At 60.1% G+C, this 24,085-nt stretch carries 24 protein-coding genes and 1 other RNA gene; 4 read left to right on the top strand and 21 right to left on the bottom strand.

The annotated features are described in order from the left end of the window. Window positions 1–59 precede the first annotated feature (59 nt). Window positions 60–896 (bottom strand): methyltransferase domain-containing protein, encoded by an 837-nt coding sequence (locus tag HHJ19_RS14200; RefSeq protein WP_296908457.1) that lies wholly within the window; start codon window positions 894–896, stop codon window positions 60–62. On the opposite strand from HHJ19_RS14200, the gene gloB reads away from it, so the two are divergent. Continuing rightward, a complete protein-coding gene (gene gloB / locus HHJ19_RS14195; RefSeq protein ID WP_366929412.1) occupies window positions 816–1,640 on the top strand; it encodes a hydroxyacylglutathione hydrolase in 825 nt (274 codons plus the stop codon). The genes HHJ19_RS14200 and gloB overlap by 81 nt on opposite strands. A 15-nt stretch (window positions 1,641–1,655) precedes the next feature. Then, the gene (locus HHJ19_RS14190; RefSeq protein WP_296908453.1) at window positions 1,656–3,233 is read left to right on the top strand and encodes a transglycosylase SLT domain-containing protein; all 1,578 of its coding nucleotides are present in this window, start codon (window positions 1,656–1,658) and stop codon (window positions 3,231–3,233) included. Between the two features lie 45 nt (window positions 3,234–3,278). Here the strand turns inward: HHJ19_RS14190 and HHJ19_RS14185 are convergent, their stop codons facing one another. The 13 genes from HHJ19_RS14185 to HHJ19_RS14125 all read right to left on the bottom strand — a co-directional run bounded on the left by HHJ19_RS14185 (window position 3,279) and on the right by HHJ19_RS14125 (window position 14,413). Continuing rightward, the gene (locus HHJ19_RS14185; RefSeq protein WP_296908451.1) at window positions 3,279–3,431 is read right to left on the bottom strand and encodes a DUF3096 domain-containing protein; all 153 of its coding nucleotides are present in this window, start codon (window positions 3,429–3,431) and stop codon (window positions 3,279–3,281) included. 163 nt (window positions 3,432–3,594) lie between these two features. Next, window positions 3,595–4,434, bottom strand: coding sequence for an ABC transporter permease (locus tag HHJ19_RS14180; RefSeq protein ID WP_296908486.1), 840 nt, complete (start codon window positions 4,432–4,434; stop codon window positions 3,595–3,597). A 115-nt stretch (window positions 4,435–4,549) separates the two neighbouring features. Then, window positions 4,550–5,389, bottom strand: coding sequence for an ABC transporter ATP-binding protein (locus HHJ19_RS14175; protein WP_296908449.1), 840 nt, complete (start codon window positions 5,387–5,389; stop codon window positions 4,550–4,552). 67 nt (window positions 5,390–5,456) lie between these two features. After that, window positions 5,457–6,506, bottom strand: coding sequence for an ABC transporter substrate-binding protein (locus HHJ19_RS14170; RefSeq protein ID WP_296908447.1), 1,050 nt, complete (start codon window positions 6,504–6,506; stop codon window positions 5,457–5,459). A 145-nt stretch (window positions 6,507–6,651) separates the two neighbouring features. Then, window positions 6,652–7,065 carry an MAPEG family protein gene (locus tag HHJ19_RS14165; protein ID WP_296908446.1) on the bottom strand — a complete coding sequence of 138 codons (414 nt, stop codon included), beginning with the start codon at window positions 7,063–7,065 and terminating at the stop codon, window positions 6,652–6,654. A gap of 100 nt (window positions 7,066–7,165) precedes the next feature. Then, window positions 7,166–7,792, bottom strand: coding sequence for a recombination mediator RecR (recR, locus tag HHJ19_RS14160; protein ID WP_296908444.1), 627 nt, complete (start codon window positions 7,790–7,792; stop codon window positions 7,166–7,168). 25 nt (window positions 7,793–7,817) lie between these two features. Beyond that, window positions 7,818–8,150: a YbaB/EbfC family nucleoid-associated protein gene (locus HHJ19_RS14155; RefSeq protein WP_296908442.1), complete on the bottom strand. Its 333-nt coding sequence runs from the start codon at window positions 8,148–8,150 to the stop codon at window positions 7,818–7,820. A 76-nt stretch (window positions 8,151–8,226) separates the two neighbouring features. Then, complete coding sequence (dnaX, locus tag HHJ19_RS14150) at window positions 8,227–10,107, bottom strand: DNA polymerase III subunit gamma/tau (RefSeq protein WP_296908440.1); 1,881 nt, start codon at window positions 10,105–10,107, stop codon at window positions 8,227–8,229. Window positions 10,108–10,183: 76 nt separating this feature from the next. After that, window positions 10,184–11,917, bottom strand: a complete 1,734-nt coding sequence (gene soxB, locus HHJ19_RS14145) for a thiosulfohydrolase SoxB (RefSeq protein ID WP_296908438.1) — start codon at window positions 11,915–11,917, stop codon at window positions 10,184–10,186. Between the two features lie 385 nt (window positions 11,918–12,302). Further along, window positions 12,303–12,614: a thiosulfate oxidation carrier complex protein SoxZ gene (gene soxZ, locus HHJ19_RS14140; protein ID WP_296908436.1), complete on the bottom strand. Its 312-nt coding sequence runs from the start codon at window positions 12,612–12,614 to the stop codon at window positions 12,303–12,305. A 53-nt stretch (window positions 12,615–12,667) separates the two neighbouring features. Then, window positions 12,668–13,123 (bottom strand): thiosulfate oxidation carrier protein SoxY, encoded by a 456-nt coding sequence (gene soxY, locus HHJ19_RS14135; RefSeq protein ID WP_296908484.1) that lies wholly within the window; start codon window positions 13,121–13,123, stop codon window positions 12,668–12,670. A gap of 161 nt (window positions 13,124–13,284) precedes the next feature. After that, window positions 13,285–13,440, bottom strand: coding sequence for a c-type cytochrome (locus tag HHJ19_RS14130; RefSeq protein WP_366929411.1), 156 nt, complete (start codon window positions 13,438–13,440; stop codon window positions 13,285–13,287). Window positions 13,441–13,645: 205 nt separating this feature from the next. Beyond that, window positions 13,646–14,413 carry a ParA family protein gene (locus HHJ19_RS14125; RefSeq protein WP_296908434.1) on the bottom strand — a complete coding sequence of 256 codons (768 nt, stop codon included), beginning with the start codon at window positions 14,411–14,413 and terminating at the stop codon, window positions 13,646–13,648. A gap of 258 nt (window positions 14,414–14,671) precedes the next feature. On the opposite strand from HHJ19_RS14125, the gene ffs reads away from it, so the two are divergent. Further along, an RNA gene (gene ffs / locus HHJ19_RS14120) (signal recognition particle sRNA small type) lies at window positions 14,672–14,768 on the top strand. Between the two features lie 227 nt (window positions 14,769–14,995). Here the strand turns inward: ffs and HHJ19_RS14115 are convergent. The 6 genes from HHJ19_RS14115 to HHJ19_RS14090 form a co-directional block, all read right to left on the bottom strand. Continuing rightward, the gene (locus HHJ19_RS14115; RefSeq protein WP_296908482.1) at window positions 14,996–15,958 is read right to left on the bottom strand and encodes a tripartite tricarboxylate transporter substrate binding protein BugD; all 963 of its coding nucleotides are present in this window, start codon (window positions 15,956–15,958) and stop codon (window positions 14,996–14,998) included. Window positions 15,959–16,076: 118 nt separating this feature from the next. Beyond that, complete coding sequence (locus tag HHJ19_RS14110) at window positions 16,077–16,934, bottom strand: CoA ester lyase (RefSeq protein ID WP_296908432.1); 858 nt, start codon at window positions 16,932–16,934, stop codon at window positions 16,077–16,079. Window positions 16,935–16,955: 21 nt separating this feature from the next. Further along, window positions 16,956–18,317 (bottom strand): MmgE/PrpD family protein, encoded by a 1,362-nt coding sequence (locus HHJ19_RS14105; protein ID WP_296908430.1) that lies wholly within the window; start codon window positions 18,315–18,317, stop codon window positions 16,956–16,958. 98 nt (window positions 18,318–18,415) lie between these two features. Next, on the bottom strand, window positions 18,416–19,597 hold the full coding sequence (locus HHJ19_RS14100; RefSeq protein WP_296908428.1) for a CaiB/BaiF CoA-transferase family protein: 1,182 nt from the start codon (window positions 19,595–19,597) through the stop codon (window positions 18,416–18,418). A 15-nt stretch (window positions 19,598–19,612) separates the two neighbouring features. Then, window positions 19,613–20,776 carry an acyl-CoA dehydrogenase family protein gene (locus tag HHJ19_RS14095; RefSeq protein ID WP_296908426.1) on the bottom strand — a complete coding sequence of 388 codons (1,164 nt, stop codon included), beginning with the start codon at window positions 20,774–20,776 and terminating at the stop codon, window positions 19,613–19,615. A gap of 141 nt (window positions 20,777–20,917) precedes the next feature. Next, complete coding sequence (locus tag HHJ19_RS14090) at window positions 20,918–21,922, bottom strand: tripartite tricarboxylate transporter substrate binding protein (protein WP_296908424.1); 1,005 nt, start codon at window positions 21,920–21,922, stop codon at window positions 20,918–20,920. Window positions 21,923–22,041: 119 nt separating this feature from the next. Here HHJ19_RS14090 and HHJ19_RS14085 point away from each other — a divergent pair, with 119 nt between their 5' ends. Then, on the top strand, window positions 22,042–22,986 hold the full coding sequence (locus tag HHJ19_RS14085) for a LysR substrate-binding domain-containing protein (RefSeq protein ID WP_296908421.1): 945 nt from the start codon (window positions 22,042–22,044) through the stop codon (window positions 22,984–22,986). A gap of 592 nt (window positions 22,987–23,578) precedes the next feature. Here HHJ19_RS14085 and HHJ19_RS14080 read toward each other — a convergent pair. Continuing rightward, a partial coding sequence (locus tag HHJ19_RS14080; RefSeq protein WP_296908419.1) for an MFS transporter occupies window positions 23,579–24,085 on the bottom strand: 507 nt, incomplete at its 5' end.

Here is a 24,085-nt window from a genome sequence, read left to right as displayed (position 1 = left end):
ATATTTGCAATTCCAGGCATGGCCTGGCGATTAAAGTAGAAAGAAAAAAGACAAAGAAATCAGGCTGGCGGCGGCGCACGGTTCACCGGTTTTCTGCTGGCCACCACGACCGGTGCCGCCACAGGCGCCTTATGTGCTTTCCACGCTGGTTCGAGCAGACGCATACCCCGAACACGCTTGACTGCCACCAGAAAATATACCGCTCCAAATATGGGCCACCAGCGCTCACCGGCTGAGTCCATCCATTCAAATCGGTCCAGCCACTTCTGGTTTTTCAACGCCGGGCGATAACAGCCAAAGCGGGCTGACTCTACCTCAAAATTAAGCAGCCTCAGCCAGTCGCGCAGACGCCAGTAACCAATGAAATCACCGGTTCCGGGCAAAAAAAGCTTGTCGTATCCAAAATGCTGATAAAAGTGGCCGCGGCGCTGGCGCAATCCCCACAAGCTGACGGGATTCAGGCCGCTGATGACCACGCGTCCTTCCGGAACCAGTACGCGCTCAACCTCGCGCAGCGCAGAGTGGGGGTCATGGCCAAGTTCAAGCGTGTGGGGCAGCACGACCAGATCCAGACTGCTTTCGGGAAAGGGCAAAGCAGCTGAATCGGTCAGCAAGGCAGGACGCGGGGAACTTTTGTCCTCTGGGTTCGTCCCATTAGCGGGCATCAGCGGCAGGTTTGCGAAATCTGACTTTCCTTCCGTGCCAGTCAATGCCAGCCACTTGTGCGGCATTCGATTAGCTTGCAGGGCATCGAGTTCGGGAAGACCGAGTTGCAGGGCGTGGTAGCCAAAAATATCACTCACCGCCTCGTCAAAATGCCTGCGTTCCCAGTTCAGCAAATAACGGCCTGGCGGCGTCCTCAGCCAGTCTGTCAAACCTATAATTTCCGAGTTCATCGAATCCACCGCATGTATTTACTTCCCATTCCCGCTTTTGCCGACAATTACCCTTGGCTGTTGCATGACGGCAAGCGCGCGGTGGTGGTGGACCCCGGTGATGCCGGGCCGGTATTGCATATGCTTAAGGAGCACACACTGCTATTAGAGTCGATTCTAGTCACGCACCATCATGCTGACAGCGTCGCTGACGCCGATATCTTGCGCGAAGCGACCAAAGCCACGCCGATCCTGCAGCCTTGTCCATCGCGGCAAGAAGGTGACAGTGTGAATTCGCTGGACCTGCTGTTTCAGAGGCTGAATGGCCCAGGTCATCCGGCTGGACATATTGCGTTCGACACGCCGAACGCAGAGGGGAAACCCCTCCTCTTTCGCGGTGACACACTTTTTTCAGCCGGCTGTGGCCGACTGTTTAAAGATACGTTCGCGCAAATGCTGGCCTCTCCGGACAAGGTGACAGCCCTGCCCGGTACCACGCTGCTTTGCTGTCCTCGCAAATACGCCTTTAGCAACATTCCTTTCGCGCTGGCCCTGGAGGCGAACAGCACTGACCTTGACGCTTATCAGGCGCGTTGTGTGCGCTTGCGGGGCGAAGATCTTCCTACCGTGCCCAGCTTGATCGCCCAGGAACTATTAATCAACCCTTTTTTACCAACGCGGCAAGCCACCCTCAAGCCGGCCGCCCACCGCTTTGATGCGTCGGCCCACGACGACAGCACCCTATCCGCCGCCATCAGGCAGTGAAAAAAATTAATTCAAATGACGCCTCACCACCGAACCCAAACGCTTTTTTCTTTTCCCACCATCAGCGTGCGCTTTCTTTCGCTGGCCCTGCTCCTTGTGATGTCGGTGTTGGCAGGCTGTGCGACGCAGCCGGGTATGCCGGGGGATCCCGTGCTCACGACAGGCGCCAGCCCTGGCTTCAAACCGCAAATCCCGAATAGTCCGCTGCAGGCGATTACACCTGGCAAGGTGGGCTCCCACCAGATAGCGTCAACCGAGCCGCCCAAGGAGTTGTGGGATCGAATCCGGCGGGGGTTTGCCATGCCCGATCTGCAAAACGAACTGGTGGGCGACCGGGAGCAGTGGTATGCCAGCCGGCCGGATTACATCCAGCGAATGACCGAGCGCTCCAGCAAATACCTCTTTCACATTGTTGAAGAGCTTGAGCGCCGCCAGATGCCCACCGAGCTGGCGCTGTTGCCGTTCATTGAAAGCGCGTTCAACCCGCAGGCAGTTTCCAGCGCCAAAGCGGCGGGCATGTGGCAATTCATGCCGGCAACCGGAAAATACTTCGCCTTGAAGCAAAACGTATTTCGCGATGACCGCCGTGACGTGCTGGCCTCGACCCGCGCCGCGCTGGACTACCTGCAAAAACTCTATGGCATGTTTGGTGACTGGCACCTCGCCCTGGCCGCTTACAACTGGGGCGAAGGCAGCGTCGCCCGCGCCATCGCAAAAAATCAGAAGGCGGGTTTGGGCACAAGTTACAACGAGCTCAACATGCCAGCTGAAACACGGCTTTACGTGCCCAAACTGCAGGCGGTGAAAAACATCGTCGCCAACCCGCGGGCTTTCAGCACCGAACTACCGCTGATTGAAAATCACCCCTATTTCCAGCAGGTACAAATCACGCGGGACATCGACGTAGCCCTGGCGGCGCGGCTTGCTGACGTAAAAATCGAAGACTTCAAGGCGCTCAATCCCTCAGCCCACCGACCAGTCATCCTCGCTGCAGGCACACCGCTTATCTTGCTGCCGTGGGACAGCGCGCTGGTATTCCAGCGCAATTTTGATGCCTACAGCCAGGGACAATATGCCAGCTGGACCGCCTGGACCGCCCCCAGCACCATGAACGCGACTGAAGCGGCCCGTCATACGGGAATGAATGAAGCCGATTTGCGCACGGTGAACAATATCCCTCCCCGCATGCTCATCAAAGCCGGATCCACGCTGGTCGTGCCGCGTTCCGCTCTGGTGGAAAACGATGTCACCAGCCATGTGGCCGACACCGCTCAGGTTTCTCTGGCCCCGGAAATCGTCACGCGCCGCACCATGGTCAGGGCACGAAAGGGAGAATCCGTGCTCACCATCGCCCAACGTTATGGCCTGACTGCGGCGAGCGTCGCGGGCTGGAACAACGTCAGCACGGGAGCGGGCTTTACAAAGGGACATCAGGTGGTGGTATTCCTGCCGATCACGGCGCGTGTGCCGTCATCGGCTCGCAGCCCGGTGGTGAAAACGCTGAAGCACTCGCTTTCCACTCCCCAGCGCAACAAAGCAAGCGTGGTCAAACGCGGCACCAGCAAGGCGATTGTCAAATCAAAGCGGCGCTGACAATTCAGTCAAGCGGGGGCGGACGGCGATGGGTGCTTGAAGTACTTACAGCCGCAGCGATCCCGTACCGAACAAGCCAATCAGGCCGATGATAATCAGGTAGATGGCGACGATGTAATTGAGCAGCCGCGGGATGAGCAGTATAAGAATGCCTGCGATCAGCGAGACAACAGGCGCGATGCTGTGAGATAAATTCATAGTTTTTTTGTACCTTGGAAGCCGGCCGCCGCAGCCTCCATCCAGCATGGAAGCCATCGGCAACAGCTAAACTCTAAATGTACCGAATTGTTCGGGCCGAGTTTGTAGGACGGAAGGAAAACTTGCTGAAACTCGCGGCAATCCGAGATTGCCAGGCGGGCTTCTACAGCTTTTCCGTTTCGCCGGTGCGCGGCTGCCACTTCATGAGCCGTCTTTCAAGCTTGCCAACGAGGCCGTCGAGCAACAGGGCGAATGCGGTGAGAACCACAATACCAGCAAACACCGTATTGACGTCAAAAGTGCCTTCAGCCTGCAAGATGAGGTAGCCCACGCCGCGAGCCGAGCCGAGATACTCGCCCACCACCGCACCGACAAACGCCAGGCCTACCGAAGTGTGCAGGCTGGAGAACACCCAACTGGTGGCGCTGGGCAGGTAAACGGTCCGCAGCAACTGTCGCTGGGTGGCACCCAGCATTCGGGCATTGGCCAGAACGACAGGGCTGACTTCTTTCACGCCTTGGTACACATTAAAAAACACGATGAAAAACACCAGCGTGACGGCGAGCGCCACCTTGCTCCAGATGCCCAAACCAAACCAGAGCGCAAAAATCGGCGCAAGAATCACGCGAGGCATGGAGTTTGCGGCGGTAATGTAGGGCTCAAGGAGTGCGCTGGCCGTGGGCGCCAGCGCAAGCCACAAACCGCAGCCCAGTCCCAGCGCGGTGCCAATGCCGAAAGCCAGCACTGTTTCAAGCAGGGTCGTACCGAGGTGAAGGTAAATGTCGGCATTGCCCGGCAGGCCATCGGGGAAAAACAGGCTCGCGCCAAATCCGAATGGCATGAACCAGCTCCAGACCCGGCCTGCGACCTGAATGGGCTCGCCCAGAAAAAAAGCGATTTGCTGATCACGCGATGCGAGGTGCCAGCCCAGCAGCATGAGCAACAGCAAACCCAGCTGCCAAATGCGCAAGTTGCCCCCGGAAGGCTTGATGGAGCGCCACATCTCAGGCTTTGCCTGCGCTGCAAAAGCAGGCATTTTTTCGCCGCGATTGATCAGAGAAAACCATACTTGGTGCTTTTGGAGAGCAGCATAAAAAGATCGCGTGAATGCACATGTTTCAGGCGGCTTTCTTCAGTTGCTGCGCGTAACCCTTGAGCACCTCGTCACGCAATACATTCCATATCTGCGAATGCAGTTCCACAAAACGCGGCAGATGCCGGACTTCGGCGACATCACGGGGTCGCGGCAGATCGATGGCAAATTCGCCGATCGGGTGCGTCCCCGGGCCGGCTGACAGCACCACCACACGATCACTCATGGCAATTGCTTCGTCCAGATCGTGCGTGATGAAAAGGACTGCCTTCTTTTTGGCTGCCCACAAATCCAGCACTTCGTTTTCCATGAGCTGGCGCGTCTGTATATCCAGAGCGCTGAAAGGCTCGTCCATCAGGATGATGTCGGGGTCGAGCACCAGCACCTGCGCCAGCGCCGCCCGCTTGCGCATGCCGCCTGAGAGCTGGTGTGGATAACGATCGCCAAATTCAGCCAGCCCCACCCGCTCCAGCCAGGCCTGCGCCTGTGCCCTGGCATCGGCATCGGAAACGCCCCGGTACTGCAGTCCCATCATGACGTTGTCCAGCGCACTGCGCCAGGGCATCAGCGCTTCACTCTGGAACATGTAGCCGGCGCGGGTATTGATGCCGCTTAACGGCTGGCCGCACACCCTCACCTGGCCCGACGATGGCTCCAGCAAACCGGCACCAATATTGAGCAGGGTGGACTTGCCGCACCCGGTAGGACCCACCACCGAAACAAACTCACCCGCGTGAATGCGAAGCGTGGTGTTGCTGACGGCCGTGTAACGCTGCGCCGCATCGTCCTGCGCCCGGAAGGTGCAGGTGATATCGAGCAACTCGAGTGCGTAATGGTGTGAATCCGGATCGGCGGGATCTGACATCTAAAAACCTAAATAAAACCTTCAGGCTGTGCACAACCCGGAACCTGCCGGCACTTGACGCGGTGGATCACGCCTTGAATCGCTCTTTGGCGCGGCGCGCAAATTCATTGGTGTAGGTTTTGGCGAGGTCGATTTTTTCAGACTTGATGCTTGGATCAAAGCTGGCCAGCGCCCTCAGGGCCGTGCGCGGGCCGTCTTCGGGAATGAGGCCGTCAAGCGAGATCGATTCCCGGACCTTGTTGAATGACGCGAGGTAAAGCGCCCGGTCACCGAGCAGGTAGCTTTCGGGCACCGTCTTGATGATGTCCCCCGGTCCGGCGGTTTGCAGCCACTTCAGGCCATGCACGATGGCATTGGCCAACGCCTGGCAGGTATTGGGGTTCTTTCGAATGAAGTCGGCAGGCGCATACAGACAGGCCGCCGGCATCGGGCCACCAAACACTTCCTCCGTCCCCTTGAGCGTGCGGGTGTCGCTGATGATTTTGACCTCGCCTTTTTGCTCCAGCATCGTCATGATCGGATCAGTGTTGCTCATCGCGTCGATCTGACCCGAACGCAGCGCGGTGAGCGCACTGGCAGCTGTTCCGACACCAATAAAACTGACATCGCCGGGCTTCAGGCCCCCGCGCGACAAAACCAGGTTCGCCATCATGTTGGTCGATGAACCCGGCGCAGAGACGCCGATTTTTTTCCCTTTGAGATCTGCAATCGATTTGTAGTCGGGCATGTTTTTGGAAGAAATGCCGAACGCAATTTGCGGCGCTCTTCCCTGAAGCACGAAAGCCTGGAACATCTGGTTCTTGGCCTGCAGGTTGATGGTGTGCTCAAAAGCGCCTGAGCAGACATCGGCGGAGCCACCAACCACCGCCTGCAGAGCACGCGCACCCCCCGCGAAATCGCTGATTTCAACCTCCAGGCCTTCAGCTTTGAAGTAGCCCAGCTGCTCCGAGATGGTGAGCGGTAGATAGTAAAACGCCGCTTTTCCGCCGACGGAGAGTGCGATTTTCGTTTTCTCAAGCTTGCTCTGCGCGCGCAGGGCGGGAAATGCAAGCGTTGCTGCAACCGCGGCAGTGCCGCCTGCAAAGCTTCGGCGCGAAATGGGGAATTGGCGGTTCATTGGGGCTTCCTGCAATTTCTTTAATAGGAGAAGCTTATCGGCGCAAAAAAAAACACGCATCCGGGTCATCCCCGTTCGGGTTTTTACCGTGCAACCTTGAACGTTACGGCCGGTTACTGATACCCATAGGCAACCAGGAAAAATGTCAGCGGTAACCCGAAAAAAAGATGGCTACATTGACGAGCACGGCCAGCGCCCAGATCATTGAGCGCGCGCTGGCCCAATCCGCAACATACATCATGACGTAGGCGATGCGCAGCACCACAAACATCAGGGCAAGAATATCGAGCCAGGTCTGACCGGCCTGCAGCTGGTGGGCAATGATGACCGCCGCGAAGAAAAATGGCAGCGCCTCGAAGGTATTGGCCTGGGCCGCGTTGGCGCGGGCTCGCCAATCAGTCTGCTTTGCCAGCCACGCGCGGGGGTTGTTGTTGTCAAAGCCGCCTTCACGCCGTGACATCCGCATCGTCCCGTACTTGGCAATCCCCGCACACACCATCGGCAACAGGGCTGCCACCAGGACGCACCAGTAAGCGATGGTGAAACGAGCAAAAGCCATGACAGATCCTTTTCTTTTAATGTCAACTATTTTTGTGCAGCCTGCGACGTGACTTCAATCACCCCTCGCCCAGAAGCTCATTTTTCACCGCCCACCTTGCCTAGCGCCGATCCACCAGTGCATGGGCAATCGTGCCCAGATCGACATATTCAAGTTCGCTGCCCACAGGTACTCCCCGGGCCAGACGCGTGACTTGCACGCCCCGGCTTTTCAGCGCTTGCCCGATGACATGTGCAGTCGCCTCGCCTTCTGCAGTGAAGTTGGTCGCCAGAATGACCTCCTGTACCTCACGCCTTTCCACCGGAATCGACTGACCATCCACAGACTTGGGCACCACGCGGTCAAACAGCTTTTGCAGGCCAATGTCGTTGGGGCCCACGCCGTCAAGCGGGCTTAGCTTCCCCATCAACACAAAATACAGGCCACGGTAGGCCAGGGTACGCTCCAGCGCCGCCTGGTCGGCCGGCGTCTCAACAACGCACAATTTGCTGCGGTCGCGCTGCGGACTGATGCAGGTTGCGCATACCTCCAGCTCGGTCAGGGTATTGCACAGCGCGCAGTGCCCAATGCTGCCGACCGCATGTTCCAGCGCCCGGGCGATCTGCAGCGCGCCTGGCCGGTCGTGCTGCAGCAAGTGAAAGGCCATGCGGGCCGCCGACTTCGCCCCCACCCCCGGGAGCTTGCGTAGCGCCTGGGTCAGGCCTTCCAGAGCGTTGGAATTCGCCACCGTCTTGAATGCGGAAGGATTCGGGTCAGAAAGGGAATTTCATGCCACCTGGAAGCGCCGGCATTCCGGCCGTCAGTTTACCCATCTTCTCCTGGCTGACTTCCTCAGCCTTGCGCACGGCGGCATTGAAAGCAGCGGCGACCAGGTCTTCAAGCATGTCTTTGTCTTCGGTGAGCAGGCTGGGGTCAATCTCGATACGCTTGACGTCATGCTTGCAGGTCATGGTGACCTTCACGAGGCCGGCACCAGCTTCCGCAGTGACTTCGACAAAAGCCAGGTCATCCTGCGCTTTTTTCAGGTTTTCCTGCATCGCTTGCGCCTGTTTCATGAGGCCTGCGAGTTGTCCTTTGTTAAACATGTTCTTTCCTTTGAATTTTGAATTCTGAAATTGCTGAGGAGCATTATCAACTTGGGAGAGCGGCTTATGCCCCGGGTCAGGACAAAACGCTCTTGATGCTGCCGGGAACAATTTTGGCGCCCCAGTCCCGCATCATGTCCTGCACAAACGGGTCGTTCTGGATCAACGCCTCGGCTTCCCGCTGGCGCTCGGCCAATGCAGCGGCGCTGCGGCGCGCCGGGGTGTCAGTCACTGGACCGATCTCCACGGCGAGCTTCAGCGCAGGCTCTGACAAGGAAGTTTGCAGCGCTGCCTGCAATTTTTCACGCGCGGCCGGCTGGCTGAGAGACTCCCGCTCAACACGCAAAGTCCACAAACTGGCGTCCTGGCTGCAAAGCTCGGACTGCAGCGCCAGCTCGCGCGTCAGTGCAGCCACCACTTCCGCATTGACCAGCTGGTTGACGATGGCGCTCCAGACATCGCCGAGAGAGGTTTGCGGCATGGACGCATCCGTCACGCGCACAGGCACTGGAGCGCGCAACGGTTCTTGCGGCAGCGCAATCAGCGCTACTGAATCAATAGCAACCTCAAGCCGAATTACCTGGACGTGAGCCGTATTTGACTCCTTTTCGAGGTTGGGAGGCAGCTCAGTGGCATATTCTGGCGTCGCTATCGCCGCTGGTGTCTTCAAAAACGCTTTTCCGGGAGTTGGAATCGGGGCCGACGCGGGCGCACTGACCTGCAGGGCTTCCGCGGTGGGACCTACCGGTCGTTTAGCCAGCGGCTTTTTTGCAGGCTCGGCGGCGCTCCCCGTCACTGCTTGTCCCTCAGGTGGGTGTGACGGCAAGGGTGCGGTAGACGTGCGGGCCTGCGAAGGCTTGAACGCCAGCAAACGCAGCAAAACCATGGTCAGCGCCGCGTATTCGTCGGGCGCAAGGCCCAGCTCGCCGCGCCCATGCAGGCACATGCTGTAGAGCAGTTGCGTTTCGTCGGCAGGCATCGCCCGCGCAAGCCGCGCCGTTTCGGCAATTTCGGGATCGGCATCATCGTCATCCCGGCCCATGTCGGGCACCGTCTGCAACACTGCCATGCGCTGCAACACGGTTGCCATCTCTTCCAGAGTGGCGGCAGCACTCAGGCCGTTGAGGCGCAGCACTTCGGAAGTTTCAACCACCGTGCGGCCATCGCCCCGTGCCAGCGCGTCGAGCAGGCGAAACACATAACTGCGGTCGACGCTGCCCAGCATGACGCGCACACTGGCTTCATCGAGCCTGCCCGAGCCAAATGCGATGGCCTGGTCGGTCAGTGACAATGCGTCGCGCATGGAGCCGCGCGCCGCGCGCGACAGCAGGCGCAGGGCCTGCGGCTCGGCGGGAACGTTTTCAGCGCCCAGCACCTGCACCAGATGCTCAAGCACTGTCTCAGGTGCCATCGGCCGAAGGTTGAACTGCAAACAGCGGGAGAGCACAGTCGCCGGCACTTTTTGCGGGTCAGTCGTGGCCAGCACAAATTTGAGGTACTCGGGGGGCTCTTCCAGCGTCTTGAGCATGGCGTTGAACGCCGTGTTCGTGAGCATGTGAACCTCGTCAATCATGAAGACCTTGAAACGGCCGACCACCGGTTTGTAAACCGCCTGCTCCAGCAGCTGCGCGATTTCATCGACCCCGCGGTTCGACGCAGCGTCCAGCTCGGTGTAATCCACGAAGCGGCCACTGTCAATGTCTCTGCAAGCGTCGCATACCCCACACGGTTCAGCAGTAATGCCGCCCTGCCCGTCAACGCCGGTGCAATTAAGTGACTTGGCAAGAATGCGGGAAACAGTCGTTTTTCCCACGCCCCGGGTACCGGTAAAAAGGTAGGCATGGTGCAATCGTCCAGTGTTGAGCGCATTGCCAAGCGCCTGCACCACATGTGACTGACCGACCATTTCAGAGAAATTTCGGGGACGGTATTTGCGGGCAAGAACTAGATAGGACATCGGGCCATTCTAAATTGACCGATGCCGAAAGCCCCGGCAAGTGCCCAAAGCCACTGCAGGCAAGGATGAGGGTCGGTCAGGCTGCGTAGCCCGGGTTGGCCTTGACGCCTTCGAGCTTCGGGGTGTTGAGCTCGCGCCGCGCCACCTTGCCGCCGCGGGCCTTGAGCCAGGTTTCCACCACATCCCAGACCATCGGGTTGCCGGCCGTCCGCGCTTCTTCTGCCACCGGTGCCCAGCCCGCCACCTTGTATTGCTTATCCGCCTCGATCGGCTTTCCGTTCAGGCGCATGTCGTCGATACGTTTGCCCATGCCGGCCGCTGGCGTGCAGCTGTACTGGAGCCCGCCAACGCGCACCATGTCACCGCCTTGCTGGTAGTAAGGGTCGGGGTTGAACAGGTTGTCGGCCACGTCCTCAAGCACGGTCTTGATGGTTTCGCCGCTGATCTCGGTGACAGTGGCGTAGGAATAGGTGGTGGCCGTCATGTCCATCAACCATTCGCGCGTGATGGCTTGGCCTGGCAGCAGCGTTGTGCCCCAGCGAAAACCGGGAGAAAAGGCAATTTCGGCACCCTGCACCTCCATCAGCGCATCGACCAGCAACTGGTCGCCGGTGCCGTTGAAGTTGCCACGGCGGTAAAGCGCGCCCTCAGTGACCGCCAGCTTTTCGGCCAGTTTGGCTTCATACGGCCCGCGCACCCGGGTGATGAGCGCGTCCATTTCAGCGTCTGCTGGCAGCATGTTGGCAAATACCGGCAGCAGCTTGTAGCGAAAGTCCGCCACCCGCTTGTCCTTGACATCGAAGTCAAGCACGCCCAGAAACTTGCTGTTGGAGCCCGCGTTGGTGACGATGGTCTTGCCGCCCTTGTTCGACACCAGCACGGCCACCGGCATGCCATCGTGCGTATGGCCGCCCATGATGGCGTCGATGCCGCTGACTCGCCCCGCCATCTTCAGGTCCACATCCATGCCGTTGTGACTCAGAACGACGATGACCTGCGCGCCCTTCCCACGCGCCTCGTCGACCATCTTCTGCAGGTTTTCTTCCTGGATGCCAAACGCCCAGTCCGCCATCATGTAGCGCGGGTTGGCAATCGGGGTATAGGGGAAAGCCTGGCCGATGATTGCGCAGGGTACCCCATTGATTTCTCGAATCACATAAGGCTTGAACACCGGGTCGCCAAAATCCTGTGTCTTGATGTTCTGGGCGACAAAATCGACCTTGCCGGCAAAGTCTTTCTCAACAATTTCTTTCACCCGCTCCATGCCCAGGGTGAATTCCCAATGGCCGGTCATCACGTCCACACCCAGCAGTTTGCTGGCGTCCACCATGTCCTGACCATGTGTCCAAAGCGCCGTTCCGGACCCCTGCCAGGTGTCGCCACCGTCGAGCAGCAGCGCATCGGGTCGGCTGGCCTTCATTCGCTTGACCAGCGTCGCCAGGTGCGCAAAACCACCGACTTTTCCATAACGCCGGGCTGCCTTTTCATAGTCCAGATAGCTCAAGGAATAAGCCTCAGCCGTGCCGGGGCGCACGTTGGCCACCTTCAGCAAATGCTCGCCCACCAGATGAGGCAGGTTCCCTTTCATGGCACCGAGACCGATGTTGATGCTGGGTTCGCGAAAATAAATCGGTTTGAGCTGCGCGTGACAATCGGTCATGTGCAGAAAGGACACATTGCCGAACTTCGGGATGTCATACAGCCCGTTGCTTGCAGAGGCAGCGTCCGCGTCCGCGTAAGTCCCCAGACTCATGCCGGCCATGGTGCCTGCGCCCAGCACCTGAAAAAATTCGCGTTTGGTCAAATTCATACAGTCGCCAGAAATGACAGGAAATAAAAAGCCGGCGTCTGCCGGATGGGGCCGTATCAGCGGTTGACGGGCGATTTGGGATTGAGCAGCAAGGCCACAATATCCTTGATCTGGAACCCGGTCAAATACTCATATGTCAGGCACGCGGTATGTTGAAGCAGGCCTCATAAGACCTCGAAATCCAGATCATCCCGCGACCGCTTTGTACAAGCGCTTTGCCAGCTTCCCAGTCGCCTGCAAATTTTTTTTCGGACGGCCTCTGGCAGACAGATTAGCGCAATCCGCGACCGTGCCCTTTTCGTCCTCGCGGCCCCCTCTTTTACCTGTTTTCGATTGAAGTAAAAAAGGGTAAGCCTTCCACTTTTCCTTTCGCGCCCGGAGGCAGTCAGGACACCGTGGCTTCGTCGCTGCGGGTGTCGCCCCGGTTGTCTTTCCAGCTCACGCCAATTTTGTCACCCGCCTTGGCACCCCTGACAACAAACTGCAAAAAGGGGTTTTTCGACACTCCAGGACCCCATTCAGCGGTGAGCACGGGCTTGCCATTGTGGGAGGCAGTAACTTCCTGGATATACCAGGCCGGAACGATCTTGCCGCCAGCGTCCTTGCGTTGACCGCTTTCCATTTCATGCGCCATGAGAACGCGAACAGTAGCTTTATCGCCTGCTACCTGGGCGCGAATGCGCATCGGATCTGCCATTTTTTTGCTCCTAACCTGTCATGACTTGGTGTGTGAATGTGCCTGCGGAACAATCAACCGCCGCAGCCGCCTAGCGTTATCTTGACTTCCTTCTTTGCATACATCGCCTTGCCGTCGGCCATAAGAGCGACGGCGTATACGTCGGAAGACTGGGCCATCTTGGCGCGGGTGGAAAAAGCGGGCTCGATGCTTTCGGAAACATTGAACAGGGCAATCAACGAGGCTGGGTTTTTCTCCACCAAAATCAGCAGCCTTTTGACCCCCGGCAGCGTGGTGCTGACGGCGAACGGAACCACCGCACCGTTTTCGGCGATGTCAGGGGCGGTAAGGATGACGTCCTTGCTTTCGGTCAGGCCGCCAGCGCCAAGAGCCTGGAGTGCGTCCCGAGTATTTTTGGCTTCAAACGCATCTTTGCTAAAGGCGAAGGCGAATTGGGGAAATAGACTTGTGGACGCCAGCAGGCCGGCCACAACGGCGGCTTTCTGGACTGCTTGTCTGCGCGTTTGCATAAAATTCTTCCTCATAGTTAGGCAAATACCAATCAACTTATTCATACACGCCAATGGAGTGATCCACAGGCTGCATTTGACAGCGCCACGCCCGGCGACTGGCGCAGCATGGGGATCGGCCCCCAAATCCCTGAACCACCGGTGAGGATCTTAGCGGTCAGCTAATCGACCTTGGCTGCCTGTTTTTTTGCAATATCTGCAAAACTAGGACCTCTCGGCTTTTTGTCAACGGCATGGCACACCGTGCAATGGTTCTTCCGGATCAGCGCCTGGGCTGCCTTGGCCTCGATAGCGTCTGCAGCTGCTGGCGCTACCATGCCAGGGGTTTGCAATACAAGGCCACCGCGATCCTGCATATGCAGGGCACCGCACTCTGCCACCTATAGACGCGAAAGACCCGGGCTCAGTTCAGTGTCGTATAGCTCACCCATTGCGTTCAGCAGGTCCGGCGTGTGGACAGGCGCCGGCTGGCCTGAACTGCCATATCAGGCGTCCGCAGTCCGAGACCGCGAAGTACCGGGATCAGCGCTTCAGTGTTTCGTGTAACGCCACCAGCGCCTGCGTCAGTTTGTGACCCGGATCGAGGTAAATCATCGGCAGCGACTGCTCATGGGATTCACGGATTCTGACGGAGGCAGGCAAGTAAGGCTGCAGCACGGGCAGCCCTTCTGCAATCAATTCATTGACGATGCGCTGGGGCAAATTGGCGCGGGGCTGGAATTGGTTCACCACAATTCCCTCAACCACCAGCTCGGGATTGTGATCGGCCTGGATTTCCTTCACATTTTCCAGTAGGGTGTACAGCGCCTTGCGTGAAAAGTCGTCGCAGTCGAACGGGATCAGACAACCGCGTGCCGCAATCAGCGCCGAACGGGTATAAAAATTCAAGGCTGGCGGCGTGTCGATGTAAATACGGTCGTAGTCAGCTGCCAGCTGTTGGAGTGCCTCCCGCAATTTGAGAATCTTGTGCCGTGACTCCAGCTTGGCCTGCAACTCGTCCAGCAAAGGGCTGGACGGCATCAGGTCAAGACCCTCATGCGGCGTGGCCACGATGAATTCGGCGGGCGACACCTTGCGCAAGTTGAAGCTCAGAGTGTTTTCAAAAAATCCGGCGACATTGGGTTGATCCCGGGTCGCGTGCCCGCCAAGCAGATAAGCACTGGAATTGCCCTGCGGGTCCAGATCAATGACCAGAGTGCGCAACCCCTGACTTGCGCTGATGGCGGCCAGATTGCAGGTGATGGTGGACTTGCCAACCCCACCCTTTTGATTAAAAACGACGCATGGCATCGGGGCACTCCTTGAACTGCAGTGTTGAATACCCGATTGTGCCTGTTGGCGAACAGCCGGCATGGCCTCTAGCTGCTTGCCCGGCTTGCGCTTTTTCCGCGCACATGGCGGACGGTCGCTGCAGCGGGCTCGCGGCCTTGTCCAGACACCGGCCTCGCGCCAGACGGCAGACCAGGGCCGCAACATCACCCTGCCCTGCAGCCCCCAAATATTAGCCGGGCTGGAAAGGTCATCGCCAAGCCCCTTATAATCCAATGCGACGGGCCTTCCCGCATGGTAAAGCGGCCAACCGGGTCAGATGGGGAACCAAGCAGCCCTAACTGCGGAGCCAGTGCCGGGGTCAAGGTCCGTCACCTTACAATAAAAATGCTCAAGCTTTAGCTGCTTGGGCGATCAAAGGCCTGCTGGTGTCATTACTGGCGCAGCGTATCGCAGGGCAAGCCGATCAGCAACCCCAAAACATCCGTAAAAGAAGCGCCATGGGGCCCAAGGTGTAGCCGCCGAGGACCGTGAAACGCCGAAAAATTCTAATTTGATAGCGCGTGGTGCCCGATTTACCTGGACAGCAGGCTTAAATCGCCATTAATCCGCGTAAACGCCTGCTTTTTTGATCACCGGTCCCCACTTGGCGATTTCGGCCTCGAGGTGACTCTTCAGGCCATTGGCGCTGATCTTGTCCATCGGAACAATTTCAGAACTCAAATCGGTCATGCGCTGCCTGACCATCGGGTCCTGCATCGCCACTTGCAACGCGGCTGTGAGCTTGTCCAGGATTGGCTTTGGCGTGCCCTTGGGTGCATACATGCCGTGCCAGACCTTCACTTCAAAGCCCTTCATCCCTTGCTCGTCGAGCGTGGGGACGTTCGGCAAAGCGGTCAGGCGCTTGAGCGTGGTCACCCCAAACACCTTGACGCGGCCGTCCTTGATCATCGGCACAGTCTGCGTGGTCTGGTCGCAAAGCAGATCCACCTGGCCGCCCAGCAGATCGTTCATGGCCGGGCCGGTTCCCTTGTAAGGAATGGTGTTGAGCTCGACCCCAAGCTGGCTCATGAAAAGCAGGCCGCACAGGTGCGACACTGCACCCAGACCGGCGTTGGCCAGCGAGATCTTGTCCTTGTTGACCTTCACGTAGGCCTGCAGTTCTTTCAGGTTGTTGGCCGGAAAGTCCTTGCGCGCCAGCAGGGTCATGGGAACATCGACCACCTGGCCGATGTATTCATAGTCCTTCAGCGGATCGAAGGCCAGCTTCTTGTAAAGGGCCGGCGCCGTGGACATGCCCATGTGATGAATCAGAATGGTGTAGCCATTGGGCGCGGCGCGCGCCACTTTGGTCGAGGCAATCGTGCCGCCCGCGCCGACTGCGTTTTCCACCAGCACGGTCTGCCCCAGCGACTTGCCCATGGGAATGGCGATCATGCGGGCCACAACGTCCGTCGGGCCGCCCGCCGCGAAGGGCACGACCAGCGAAACCGGGTGATCCGGGAATGACGCTTGTGCCAGCGCGGGCAAGGCGAAGCCTGCGGCGAGCGATACCGTCGAGGCCATCAGCACGGCCTTTAGTTTGAGTTTCATAGTGTCTCTTTCCTTAATCAACATTTAAGTTGCAAAAACATACACGCGTGAGACTTTGAGCTTGAGGCATCAGGGCCGCTCGCGCATCCGGTCAAACCCCTTTGTGCGCGGCGGCCTGCGCCAGGGTACGCTGCGCCAGCAGCAGCACAGGCGCGTCCACCATGCGGCCATCGAGGCTGAACACGCCGCCACCGGCCGCGTCAAATGCAAGCTGCACACGATCGGCCCACGCAAGCTCGGCCGCGCCGGGCACAAATGCCGCATTGACCACGGCCACCTGTGCCGGATGGATGCAGAGCTTACCGCCAAAACCGCCGCGCCGGCTACGCGCAGCATCCAGCGACAGCTGGGCGGTGTTCTGGGTCCCTGGCGAAATGCCGTCAACCGGCGCGGCCAGACCAGCGCGGCGCGAAGCCAGCACTAGCACCAGCCGCACGGGAACCAGTTCGGATTCATCAAGGCCGCAGGCCAGGCCCGCATCGGCCTGAAAATCAAGGTGCCCAAAAGCCAGCCGCAGCACTTGTGGGCAAACCGACAGCGCGTTGGCCGCATCAAGTCCCGCGACCGACTCGATCAGCGGCAGCAGCGCACAGGCCGGACCGACAGCGGCAGCGACTTGTGCCAGCGTCTGAACCAATTCAGCCTTGGAAACCATGACGGCAGCCAAGCCTTGTGCGGCCATAGTCTGCATGGCGGTCAGATCGTCGGAATGCCAGGGCGTGCCTGCCGCGTTGATGCGCACCAGCAGGCGCGCGCGCTGGGCCATGTCCAGGCCGGCAAACGCCTGCACCAGGGTTTGCCGGGCTGACAGCTTGTCAGCCGGCGCGATGGCGTCTTCGAGGTCGATGATTACCGCATCCGCACCAGATGCCAGCGCCTTGGCATGGCGTTCGGGGCGATTGGCCGGGACAAACAGAAAGGAGCGCGCCCAGGCCAGTGACGATGGCATGAGGATTTCCGGTTTCATCGCTCAGCAGGCACGCGGCAGCAAGGGGGTCACGATTGAAGCGCTGGCAATCTGCCACAGTGCATCGACCGCAGTCTGCATTTCGGCGGCTGTCGCACCGCCGCTGAAAGCCGCCAGTCGCAGCGCCTTGGCGCTGATCTCTTCACGCCCCAGCGTATTGCCGGGGTCGCCCTTGGGCTCGTCCACACGGCCATGCAGCACCCGGCCGTCGCTGGTGTGCACCGTCACCTTGCCGATCCAGCGCCGCGGATAGGCCGCATCAACCTCGGCGTCCAGCACCATGCTGACGCGGCCTGCCAGGCTTTGCGTGCTGTCGTCCAGGAAATGCTGGTCGAACTCGACCAGCCCGGCGTGGCCGAAACGCGCCACCAGCGCCAGCACCGTTCCCATGGAGAACTTGGCCTGATGCACGGTCTCGGGCCGGAGCACCGGGCCGAGCACGTCAATTGCGCCCTGGTGAACTTGGGTGATGACACGCGTCAGGTCTTCGGGCTTCAGGCCATGGACCTGCATGACTTGCAGCAGCGCGTCGGCGGCCGGGTGCGTGTGGCGACATGAGGCGTGGAATTTGAACGAGGTCTCGGCCGTGGCCCAGCGCGTGCCCAGACCATCGGTGAGCCTGGCCGGATCGGCATCGCTTGACATGCCGGCAGCCATTCCTTGCGGACCTTCAAAAATGTCCGCCGCTCCAGTGAAGCCGTCCTGCGCCAGGTAGGCTGACATCAGCCCGGCAGCCGATGCGTGCGCGGTATGCAGCTGCTTGCTGTCGGCCGCTGTGCGCAAAAACTCCCACAGCCCCGCCGACTGCGTGCCGGCCGAGCCGAACGCGTGCTGCATCTGCCGTGCATCGAGCCCCAGCAGATGACCGACAGCTGCCGCTGCGGCCAGGGTGCCTGCCGTGCCCGTGGTGTGAAACACCTTGTAGTGAGAACGGCCCAGGAATTCACCGACCCGGATACCAACCTCGTAGCCCACAACCGAGGCGGTGAGCAGTTGCTGCCCGCTGGAACCGATAGCCTGAGCCACCGCCATCGCTGCCGGAAAAACGACCGTGGCCGGATGAAACACGGAGCCGTTGTGCACGTCGTCCTGTTCTGCCACATGCGACGCTGCGGCGTTGGCCATGGCAGCCAAGTAGGGACTGGTGCGCTGCCGGCTGACAATCACCTCGGCCGGGCCGGACGCCGGGCCCATGGCCTGCGCAAAGCGCATTATACTTTTTACCGGGCGCGCACCATGGCCGGCGACGGCCGAGCCGAACCAGTCAACCAGCAGATCCTCGGCCCGGCGCACCACGGGTCCGGGAATCGCGTCAAAACGCAGGCCAGCCGCAAAGGCGGCAAGCTGGGCAGCGGGAGATCTCATGAAAGTCATCCTTTTATATAAAATACCAGTCATGTCGAATAGATATCGGCATAAGTAGCTATGCTTTTAATAGCAAACAGCCGGCTTGCGGAGACCCTTCAGATCGCCCCGTCCGCGCGCATCCGGGCAATCGATTCATCGCCCTGCCCCAGTTCGCGCAGGATGGCATCGGTATGCTGGCCCACAGCGGGAATGGCGTCCATGCGGTAGTCAAAGCTGTTGTTCCGGCCCGGCGGCAACAGCGCGGGAATGTCGCCAGCAGGCGAGCCAACCATCTGCCAGCGCTCACGCGCCTTGAGCTGGGGATGCGCCCAGACATCGGCCATGCTGTTCATGCGGGCGTTGGCAATCTGCGCCAGGTCCAGCCTGGCCACCACCTGGGCGGTGTCCAGCCCGGCGAAGGTGGCCAGAATGAGGGACTTGAGCGGGGCTCGGTTCTCATTGCGCCGCGCATTGCTGTCAAAACGGGGGTCTGCGGCCAGCGCAGCGTCGTGCAGCACGACCTCGCAAAACAGCTTCCATTCGCGTTCGTTTTGCAGGCCCAGCATCACCGTTCCGCCATCGCCCGCCTGAAACGGGCCGTAAGGGTAGATGCTGGCGTGCGAGGCCGCAGTGCGCGGCGGCGGCGGCGCGCCCTCGAAGGCGTAATACAGCGGGTAACCCATCCACTCGCCCAGCGACTCCAGCATGGACACGTCAATGTGGCTGCCCTTACCGGTTTTGTGACGCTGCAACAGCGCGGCCATGATGCCCGTGTAGGCATACATGGCCGCCGCAATGTCGGCCATCGAATTGCCCGCTTTTGAAGGCTCCTCGGGCGTACCGGTGATCGACAGCATGCCGGCTTCGCTCTGGATCAAAAGGTCATAGGCCTTTTTGTCGCGGTAGGGGCCGTCGTCGCCGTAGCCCGAAATATCGCAGACGATTAGTTGCGGATGCTCTTTACTGAGCGCTTCAAAGGAAATCCCCATGCGAGCCGCTGCGCCGGGCGCCAGGTTTTGCACCAGCACATCGGCTTGACCCAGCAACGCTTTCAGCGTCGCCAGCGCCGCGGGCTGTTTGAGGTCGAGTGTCAGGCTTTCCTTGGAGCGGTTGGTCCACACGAAATGCGAGGCCTGGCCCCTGACGCGGCTGTCGTAAGCGCGCGCAAAGTCGCCGACGCCGGGGCGTTCGACCTTGATGACACGCGCGCCGAGGTCGGCCAGCTGGCGGGTGCAAAAAGGCGCGGCAATCGCGTGTTCGAGCGAAACAACGGTGATGCCTTCAAGCGGTCGTGTCATGTCTGTTCCCGTCTGTCAGAAGGAGCGCGGCAGGCCCAGCTCGTGCTCGGCCACATAGCTGAGGATCAGGTTGGTCGAGATCGGTGCCACCTGGTAGAGCCGGGTCTCGCGGAACTTGCGCTCAATGTCGTATTCGTTGGCAAAGCCGAAGCCGCCATGAAACTGGATGCAGGCGTTCGCCGCCTCCCAGCTCGCCTTGGCCGCCAGGTATTTGGCCATGTTGGCCTGGGCACCGCAGGGCAGGTGGGCATCGAACAGTTGGCACGCCTGGTAGCGCATCAGGTTGGCGGCCTCGATCTCGATATAGGCCTCCGCAATCGGAAACTGCACGCCCTGGTTTTGCCCTATCGGGCGTCCGAACACCACGCGCTCGTTGACATATTTCGTCACCCGGTCGATGAACCAGTAGCCGTCGCCGATGCACTCGGCCGCAATCAGCGTGCGTTCGGCGTTCAGCCCGTCCAGGATGTATTTGAAACCGTGGCCTTCCTGGCCAATCAGGTTTTCTTCAGGGATTTCGAGGTTCTCGAAAAACAGTTCGTTGGTTTCGTGATTGACCATGTTGGGAATCGGCCGCACCGTCATGCCGGTCTTTTCGGCCTGGCGCAAATCGACCATGAAGATCGACATGCCTTCGGTCTTTTTCTTGACCTCGGCAAGCGGCGTGGTGCGCGCCAGCAAAATCATCCAGTCGGAATGCTGCACACGCGAAATCCAGACTTTCTGGCCGTTGACCACATAGCGGTCACCTTTTTTCACGGCGGTGGTCTTGATCTTGGTGGTGTCGGTGCCGGTGCTCGGCTCGGTCACGCCCATCGACTGCAAGCGCCACTCGCCGGTGGCTATTTTTGGCAGGTACAGCTCTTTTTGCGCCTGGGAGCCATGGCGTAGCAGCGTGCCCATGTTGTACATCTGGCCGTGACAGGCACCCGAATTGCCGCCGCTGCGGTTGATTTCTTCCATGACTACCGAAGCCTCCGTCAGGCCCAGACCGGACCCGCCGTACTCGTGAGGGATCATGGCGGCCAGCCAGCCGGCTTTGGTTAATGCATCGACAAAAGACGCGGGGTAGCCGCGCTCAGCGTCGATCTTGCGGTGGTATTCGTCTGGAAATCCGGCGCATAGCGCGCGCACCGCATCGCGGATATCCTGGTATTGGTCGGTTGTGGTTTTGATCATTAACGGTAGCTCCAGGATAAAAATTCAATCAGTCCGGTTCGCCGCTGCGGCCTGCCTTGCGCATGACCGCCTCGATGTGGCCGCGCCCCGACTGCGGGATTGAGCGCGCATGGCGGGATGCCAATCACCCCTAGTGACACGTCAGTCGACCGCCGCGCCTGACGACTTGACGATGCGCGCCCACTTGGCGATGTCTTCGGCCAGCAGCGCCGCAAACTGCTCCGGGCTTACAGGCTGCTCGGGACTGCCCGCCAGTTCCACACCCTGCTTTTCCAGCGTGGCGCGCAGCTCTGTGGATGCCAGTGTCCTGGTCATGCCGTCCTGCAGGCGGGCGAGCACTTCCGGCGGCACGCCAGCCGGCGCGAAAAGACCGACCCACAGTGTGCCGTTGTAGCCGGGAAGGGTTTCCGCCACGGTCGGCACATCGGGCAAAACAGGTGAACGGGTGGCACCGCTGACGGCTAACACGCGCAGCTTGCCAGCCTTGATGTGCGCCAGCGACGACGGCAAGCTGGCAAACAGCATGGGCAGCTGACCCCCCAGCACGTCATTGAGCGCCGGGGCCACGCCCTTGTAGGGAACATGCTGGAGCGACACTCCGGCCATGGTGTTCAGCATTTCCCCCAGCAGATGGTTCAGCGTGCCATTGCCGGCAGAAGCATATTGATAATGGCCCGGCCTCGCTTTGGCCAGTGCCAGCAACTCGGCAACATTCTTCGCCGGGAAGGACGGATGCACCAGCAGCACATTGGGAACCGAGCCGATCAGGCTCACGGGCCGGAAATCCTTCACGGGATCAAAACCCGGGTTTTTGTAGAGCGCCGGATTGATCGCCTGACTGCTGCTGATGGTCATGAGCAGGGTGTAACCATCTTTGGCACCCCTGGCCACCGCCTGGGTGCCAATATTGCCGCCGGCGCCAGGCCGGTTTTCGACCACCACGGAGGTGCCAAGCACTTCACCAAGCTTCTGACTCACCACCCGGCCGACGATGTCATTCGTGCCACCCGCCGCCTGGGGTACGACCATCACGATGGGGCGGCTCGGGTAGGCCGTCTGTGCCAGGGCGCCCATGCAAGCCAGCCATGCCAGCGCAGTCACGATCAAGGCGCGGCGCGGCAGACGAGCAGAAAGGGAATTGAACATGCGCTTGACTCCTGTTTTACAGATATGTTCACCGTTTCCAGCGAGGAAGGCAATCACTGATTTCAAGACTTGGCCTTCTGAATTTACGAAGGCTGACCCGCAACGCGCTACCATTCCCCATGCATTTTGACCTCACCGACCTGCGTCTTTTCGTCCTCACCGCCGAAGAAGGCAATCTGACGCGCGCCGCCGCCCGGCAGCATCTCTCGCTGGCCGCCGCTAGTGCGCGCATCAAGGCGCTGGAAGCGCAGGCCGGCCTGCCACTGCTCTACCGCGAAGCCCGCGGCATGCGCCTGAGTCCGCCCGGCGAAGCCTTTTTGCACCACGCGCGTGGTGTGTTGCGGCAGGCCGAGCGACTGCGCACCGATCTGCAGGAATATGGCGGCGGCCTGCGCGGTCATGTCAGGGTGTTTGCCAACACCACGGCGGTGACGGATTTTCTGCCCGAAATCCTGCCGGGTTTTCTTGCCGGAAACCCGCGTGTAAATATCGACCTTCAGGAAAAACCGAATGCTGAAATTGCCCGCGGCGTGCTTGACGGGCGCGCCGACATCGGCATCGTGGCGGGTCAGGTCGACACGCTGGGCTTGCAGGCCCTGCATTTCAGCACCGACCGGCTGGTGCTGGTAACCGCCCGGGCGCATCCGTTTTCCACCTACACATCCATCGCCTTTGCCGAAACGCTGGAGGAAGACGCCGTGGGCATGCAGCAGGGAAGCACCTTGCAGACCTTTTTGGCGCAGGTGACGGACAAGCTGGGCAAGCCGCTGAAGCTGCGTATCCAGCTCAGCAGCTTCGACGCGATGTGCCGCATGATCGGTGCTGGCGTCGGCGTCGGCATCGTTCCCGAAAGCGCGGCGCGGCGCAACCAGGACAGCATGAATCTTGCGCTGGTCGAGTTGCTGGAGCCCTGGAGCGTGCGCGAGCGCTACATCCTCGTGCGCGAACGCGAGACGCTGCCGGCTTACGCCAAGTCACTCATCGAGGCGATCTTCGCGCATTACCAGAAGGCATCACAGCAGTACACCAACCCAGAAATATCGGACATGAAAACGCATCTTTGAATCCAGTCTGTCGTTTCGAATCCTCACCATAGCTACGGTTATGTCTGCGGTTTGCGGTTTGCGGTTTGCGGTTTGCGGTTTGCGGTTTGCGGTTGGCGTCCAGGACTGGTTCCGAATCCGTCACTTTCATTTTGATCCGTTACATCGGTGACAGGCGTCAGCCCGGCAAACTGGTCGTCCGGTTGCAGCACCCCATTGACGCCGCACGCGAATGCCGTCTTCCTCAAGCTTCCTGAGCCAGGTGCCCGCCAGCCGTTCCTTCATATCCTTGCTGGCTGAGTCAGCCGGTGTGTTGCCGCAGCCTGCCAGCGGCGCGCACAGGCAGAAAAAACCGGACCGGCAGCCCGGCCAGCTTGCGTTTGCGGCGATAGCGTGGCATGCAGACGCCGCCAACAGTGTGAATGGAACGAGTCGCCTGTAGCCCGTGTTTCCGCTTGCGCGGCGCTGGACTGAGGGTGCCGGTTTTAAAGCATCCATCGCCTTTTGAATCGGCGGCTGGTGAAATCAGGCCAACCAATCGCGCGGGGACTGAAGCACGCCCATGCCGCAAAAAGTGCAAACCATCCGAAGCTGCACCAGCGCCGCCGCGCGCTCAGGCGGCACGCAACCGCGCATCGCGCCGCCGCAGCGCCCAGGCAAAGTAAACGCCCTCCAGCGCCATCGCCCCGCCGCCCAGCGCAATCACGGCGCCGGTGCCGATGCGGTCGATGAAACTGGCGGCCAGCACTACCCCAATTCCCGGGCCCACAAAAACAAACGACGCAAACAGCGACACCGCAGTGCCGCGCGCTTCGGGAGCCATCTGCGTGGCGTTGGCCTGCATGGTGTTGTGGAACATGAAAAAACCAAAGCCACCCAGTAGACTGGCCGGTATGGCCGGTAGCCAGTGCGGCGTGTAGGCGAGCACCAGCGCGCTCACGCCGACCAGCGCGCCGCCGGAAAGGACCAGCGCCTGCTGGCCATGACGGCGAATCAGGTGACGGCCCATGGCCATGTAGAGCATGCCTCCGAGGCCGAACAGCGCCACGATGGCACCGGCAACCGACAGCGACAGTCCCAGCGACTGGTGCAGATGCGAGGCCCACATGGCCAGCACGCC

The organism is Polaromonas sp. (genome assembly GCF_012927415.1).
Taxonomy (GTDB): Bacteria; Pseudomonadota; Gammaproteobacteria; order Burkholderiales; family Burkholderiaceae_C; genus Polaromonas.
This window is presented reverse-complemented; position numbering and strand designations above follow the sequence as displayed.

Bases quoted from the DNA above. Each gene is read 5' to 3' on its own strand.
- gloB (WP_366929412.1), top strand. From the start codon at position 816: ATGCCTGCGTTCCCAGTTCAGCAAATAACGGCCTGGCGGCGTCCTCAG.
- HHJ19_RS14200 (WP_296908457.1), bottom strand. From the start codon at position 896: ATGAACTCGGAAATTATAGGTTTGACAGACTGGCTGAGGACGCCGCCA.
- HHJ19_RS14190 (WP_296908453.1), top strand. From the start codon at position 1,656: ATGACGCCTCACCACCGAACCCAAACGCTTTTTTCTTTTCCCACCATC.
- HHJ19_RS14185 (WP_296908451.1), bottom strand. From the start codon at position 3,431: ATGAATTTATCTCACAGCATCGCGCCTGTTGTCTCGCTGATCGCAGGC.
- HHJ19_RS14180 (WP_296908486.1), bottom strand. From the start codon at position 4,434: ATGTGGCGCTCCATCAAGCCTTCCGGGGGCAACTTGCGCATTTGGCAG.
- HHJ19_RS14175 (WP_296908449.1), bottom strand. From the start codon at position 5,389: ATGTCAGATCCCGCCGATCCGGATTCACACCATTACGCACTCGAGTTG.
- HHJ19_RS14170 (WP_296908447.1), bottom strand. From the start codon at position 6,506: ATGAACCGCCAATTCCCCATTTCGCGCCGAAGCTTTGCAGGCGGCACT.
- HHJ19_RS14165 (WP_296908446.1), bottom strand. From the start codon at position 7,065: ATGGCTTTTGCTCGTTTCACCATCGCTTACTGGTGCGTCCTGGTGGCA.
- HHJ19_RS14155 (WP_296908442.1), bottom strand. From the start codon at position 8,150: ATGTTTAACAAAGGACAACTCGCAGGCCTCATGAAACAGGCGCAAGCG.
- dnaX (WP_296908440.1), bottom strand. From the start codon at position 10,107: ATGTCCTATCTAGTTCTTGCCCGCAAATACCGTCCCCGAAATTTCTCT.
- soxB (WP_296908438.1), bottom strand. From the start codon at position 11,917: ATGAATTTGACCAAACGCGAATTTTTTCAGGTGCTGGGCGCAGGCACC.
- soxZ (WP_296908436.1), bottom strand. From the start codon at position 12,614: ATGGCAGATCCGATGCGCATTCGCGCCCAGGTAGCAGGCGATAAAGCT.
- soxY (WP_296908484.1), bottom strand. From the start codon at position 13,123: ATGCAAACGCGCAGACAAGCAGTCCAGAAAGCCGCCGTTGTGGCCGGC.
- HHJ19_RS14130 (WP_366929411.1), bottom strand. From the start codon at position 13,440: ATGGTAGCGCCAGCAGCTGCAGACGCTATCGAGGCCAAGGCAGCCCAG.
- HHJ19_RS14125 (WP_296908434.1), bottom strand. From the start codon at position 14,413: ATGCCATGCGTCGTTTTTAATCAAAAGGGTGGGGTTGGCAAGTCCACC.
- HHJ19_RS14115 (WP_296908482.1), bottom strand. From the start codon at position 15,958: ATGGCCTCGACGGTATCGCTCGCCGCAGGCTTCGCCTTGCCCGCGCTG.
- HHJ19_RS14110 (WP_296908432.1), bottom strand. From the start codon at position 16,934: ATGCCATCGTCACTGGCCTGGGCGCGCTCCTTTCTGTTTGTCCCGGCC.
- HHJ19_RS14105 (WP_296908430.1), bottom strand. From the start codon at position 18,317: ATGAGATCTCCCGCTGCCCAGCTTGCCGCCTTTGCGGCTGGCCTGCGT.
- HHJ19_RS14100 (WP_296908428.1), bottom strand. From the start codon at position 19,597: ATGACACGACCGCTTGAAGGCATCACCGTTGTTTCGCTCGAACACGCG.
- HHJ19_RS14095 (WP_296908426.1), bottom strand. From the start codon at position 20,776: ATGATCAAAACCACAACCGACCAATACCAGGATATCCGCGATGCGGTG.
- HHJ19_RS14090 (WP_296908424.1), bottom strand. From the start codon at position 21,922: ATGTTCAATTCCCTTTCTGCTCGTCTGCCGCGCCGCGCCTTGATCGTG.
- HHJ19_RS14085 (WP_296908421.1), top strand. From the start codon at position 22,042: ATGCATTTTGACCTCACCGACCTGCGTCTTTTCGTCCTCACCGCCGAA.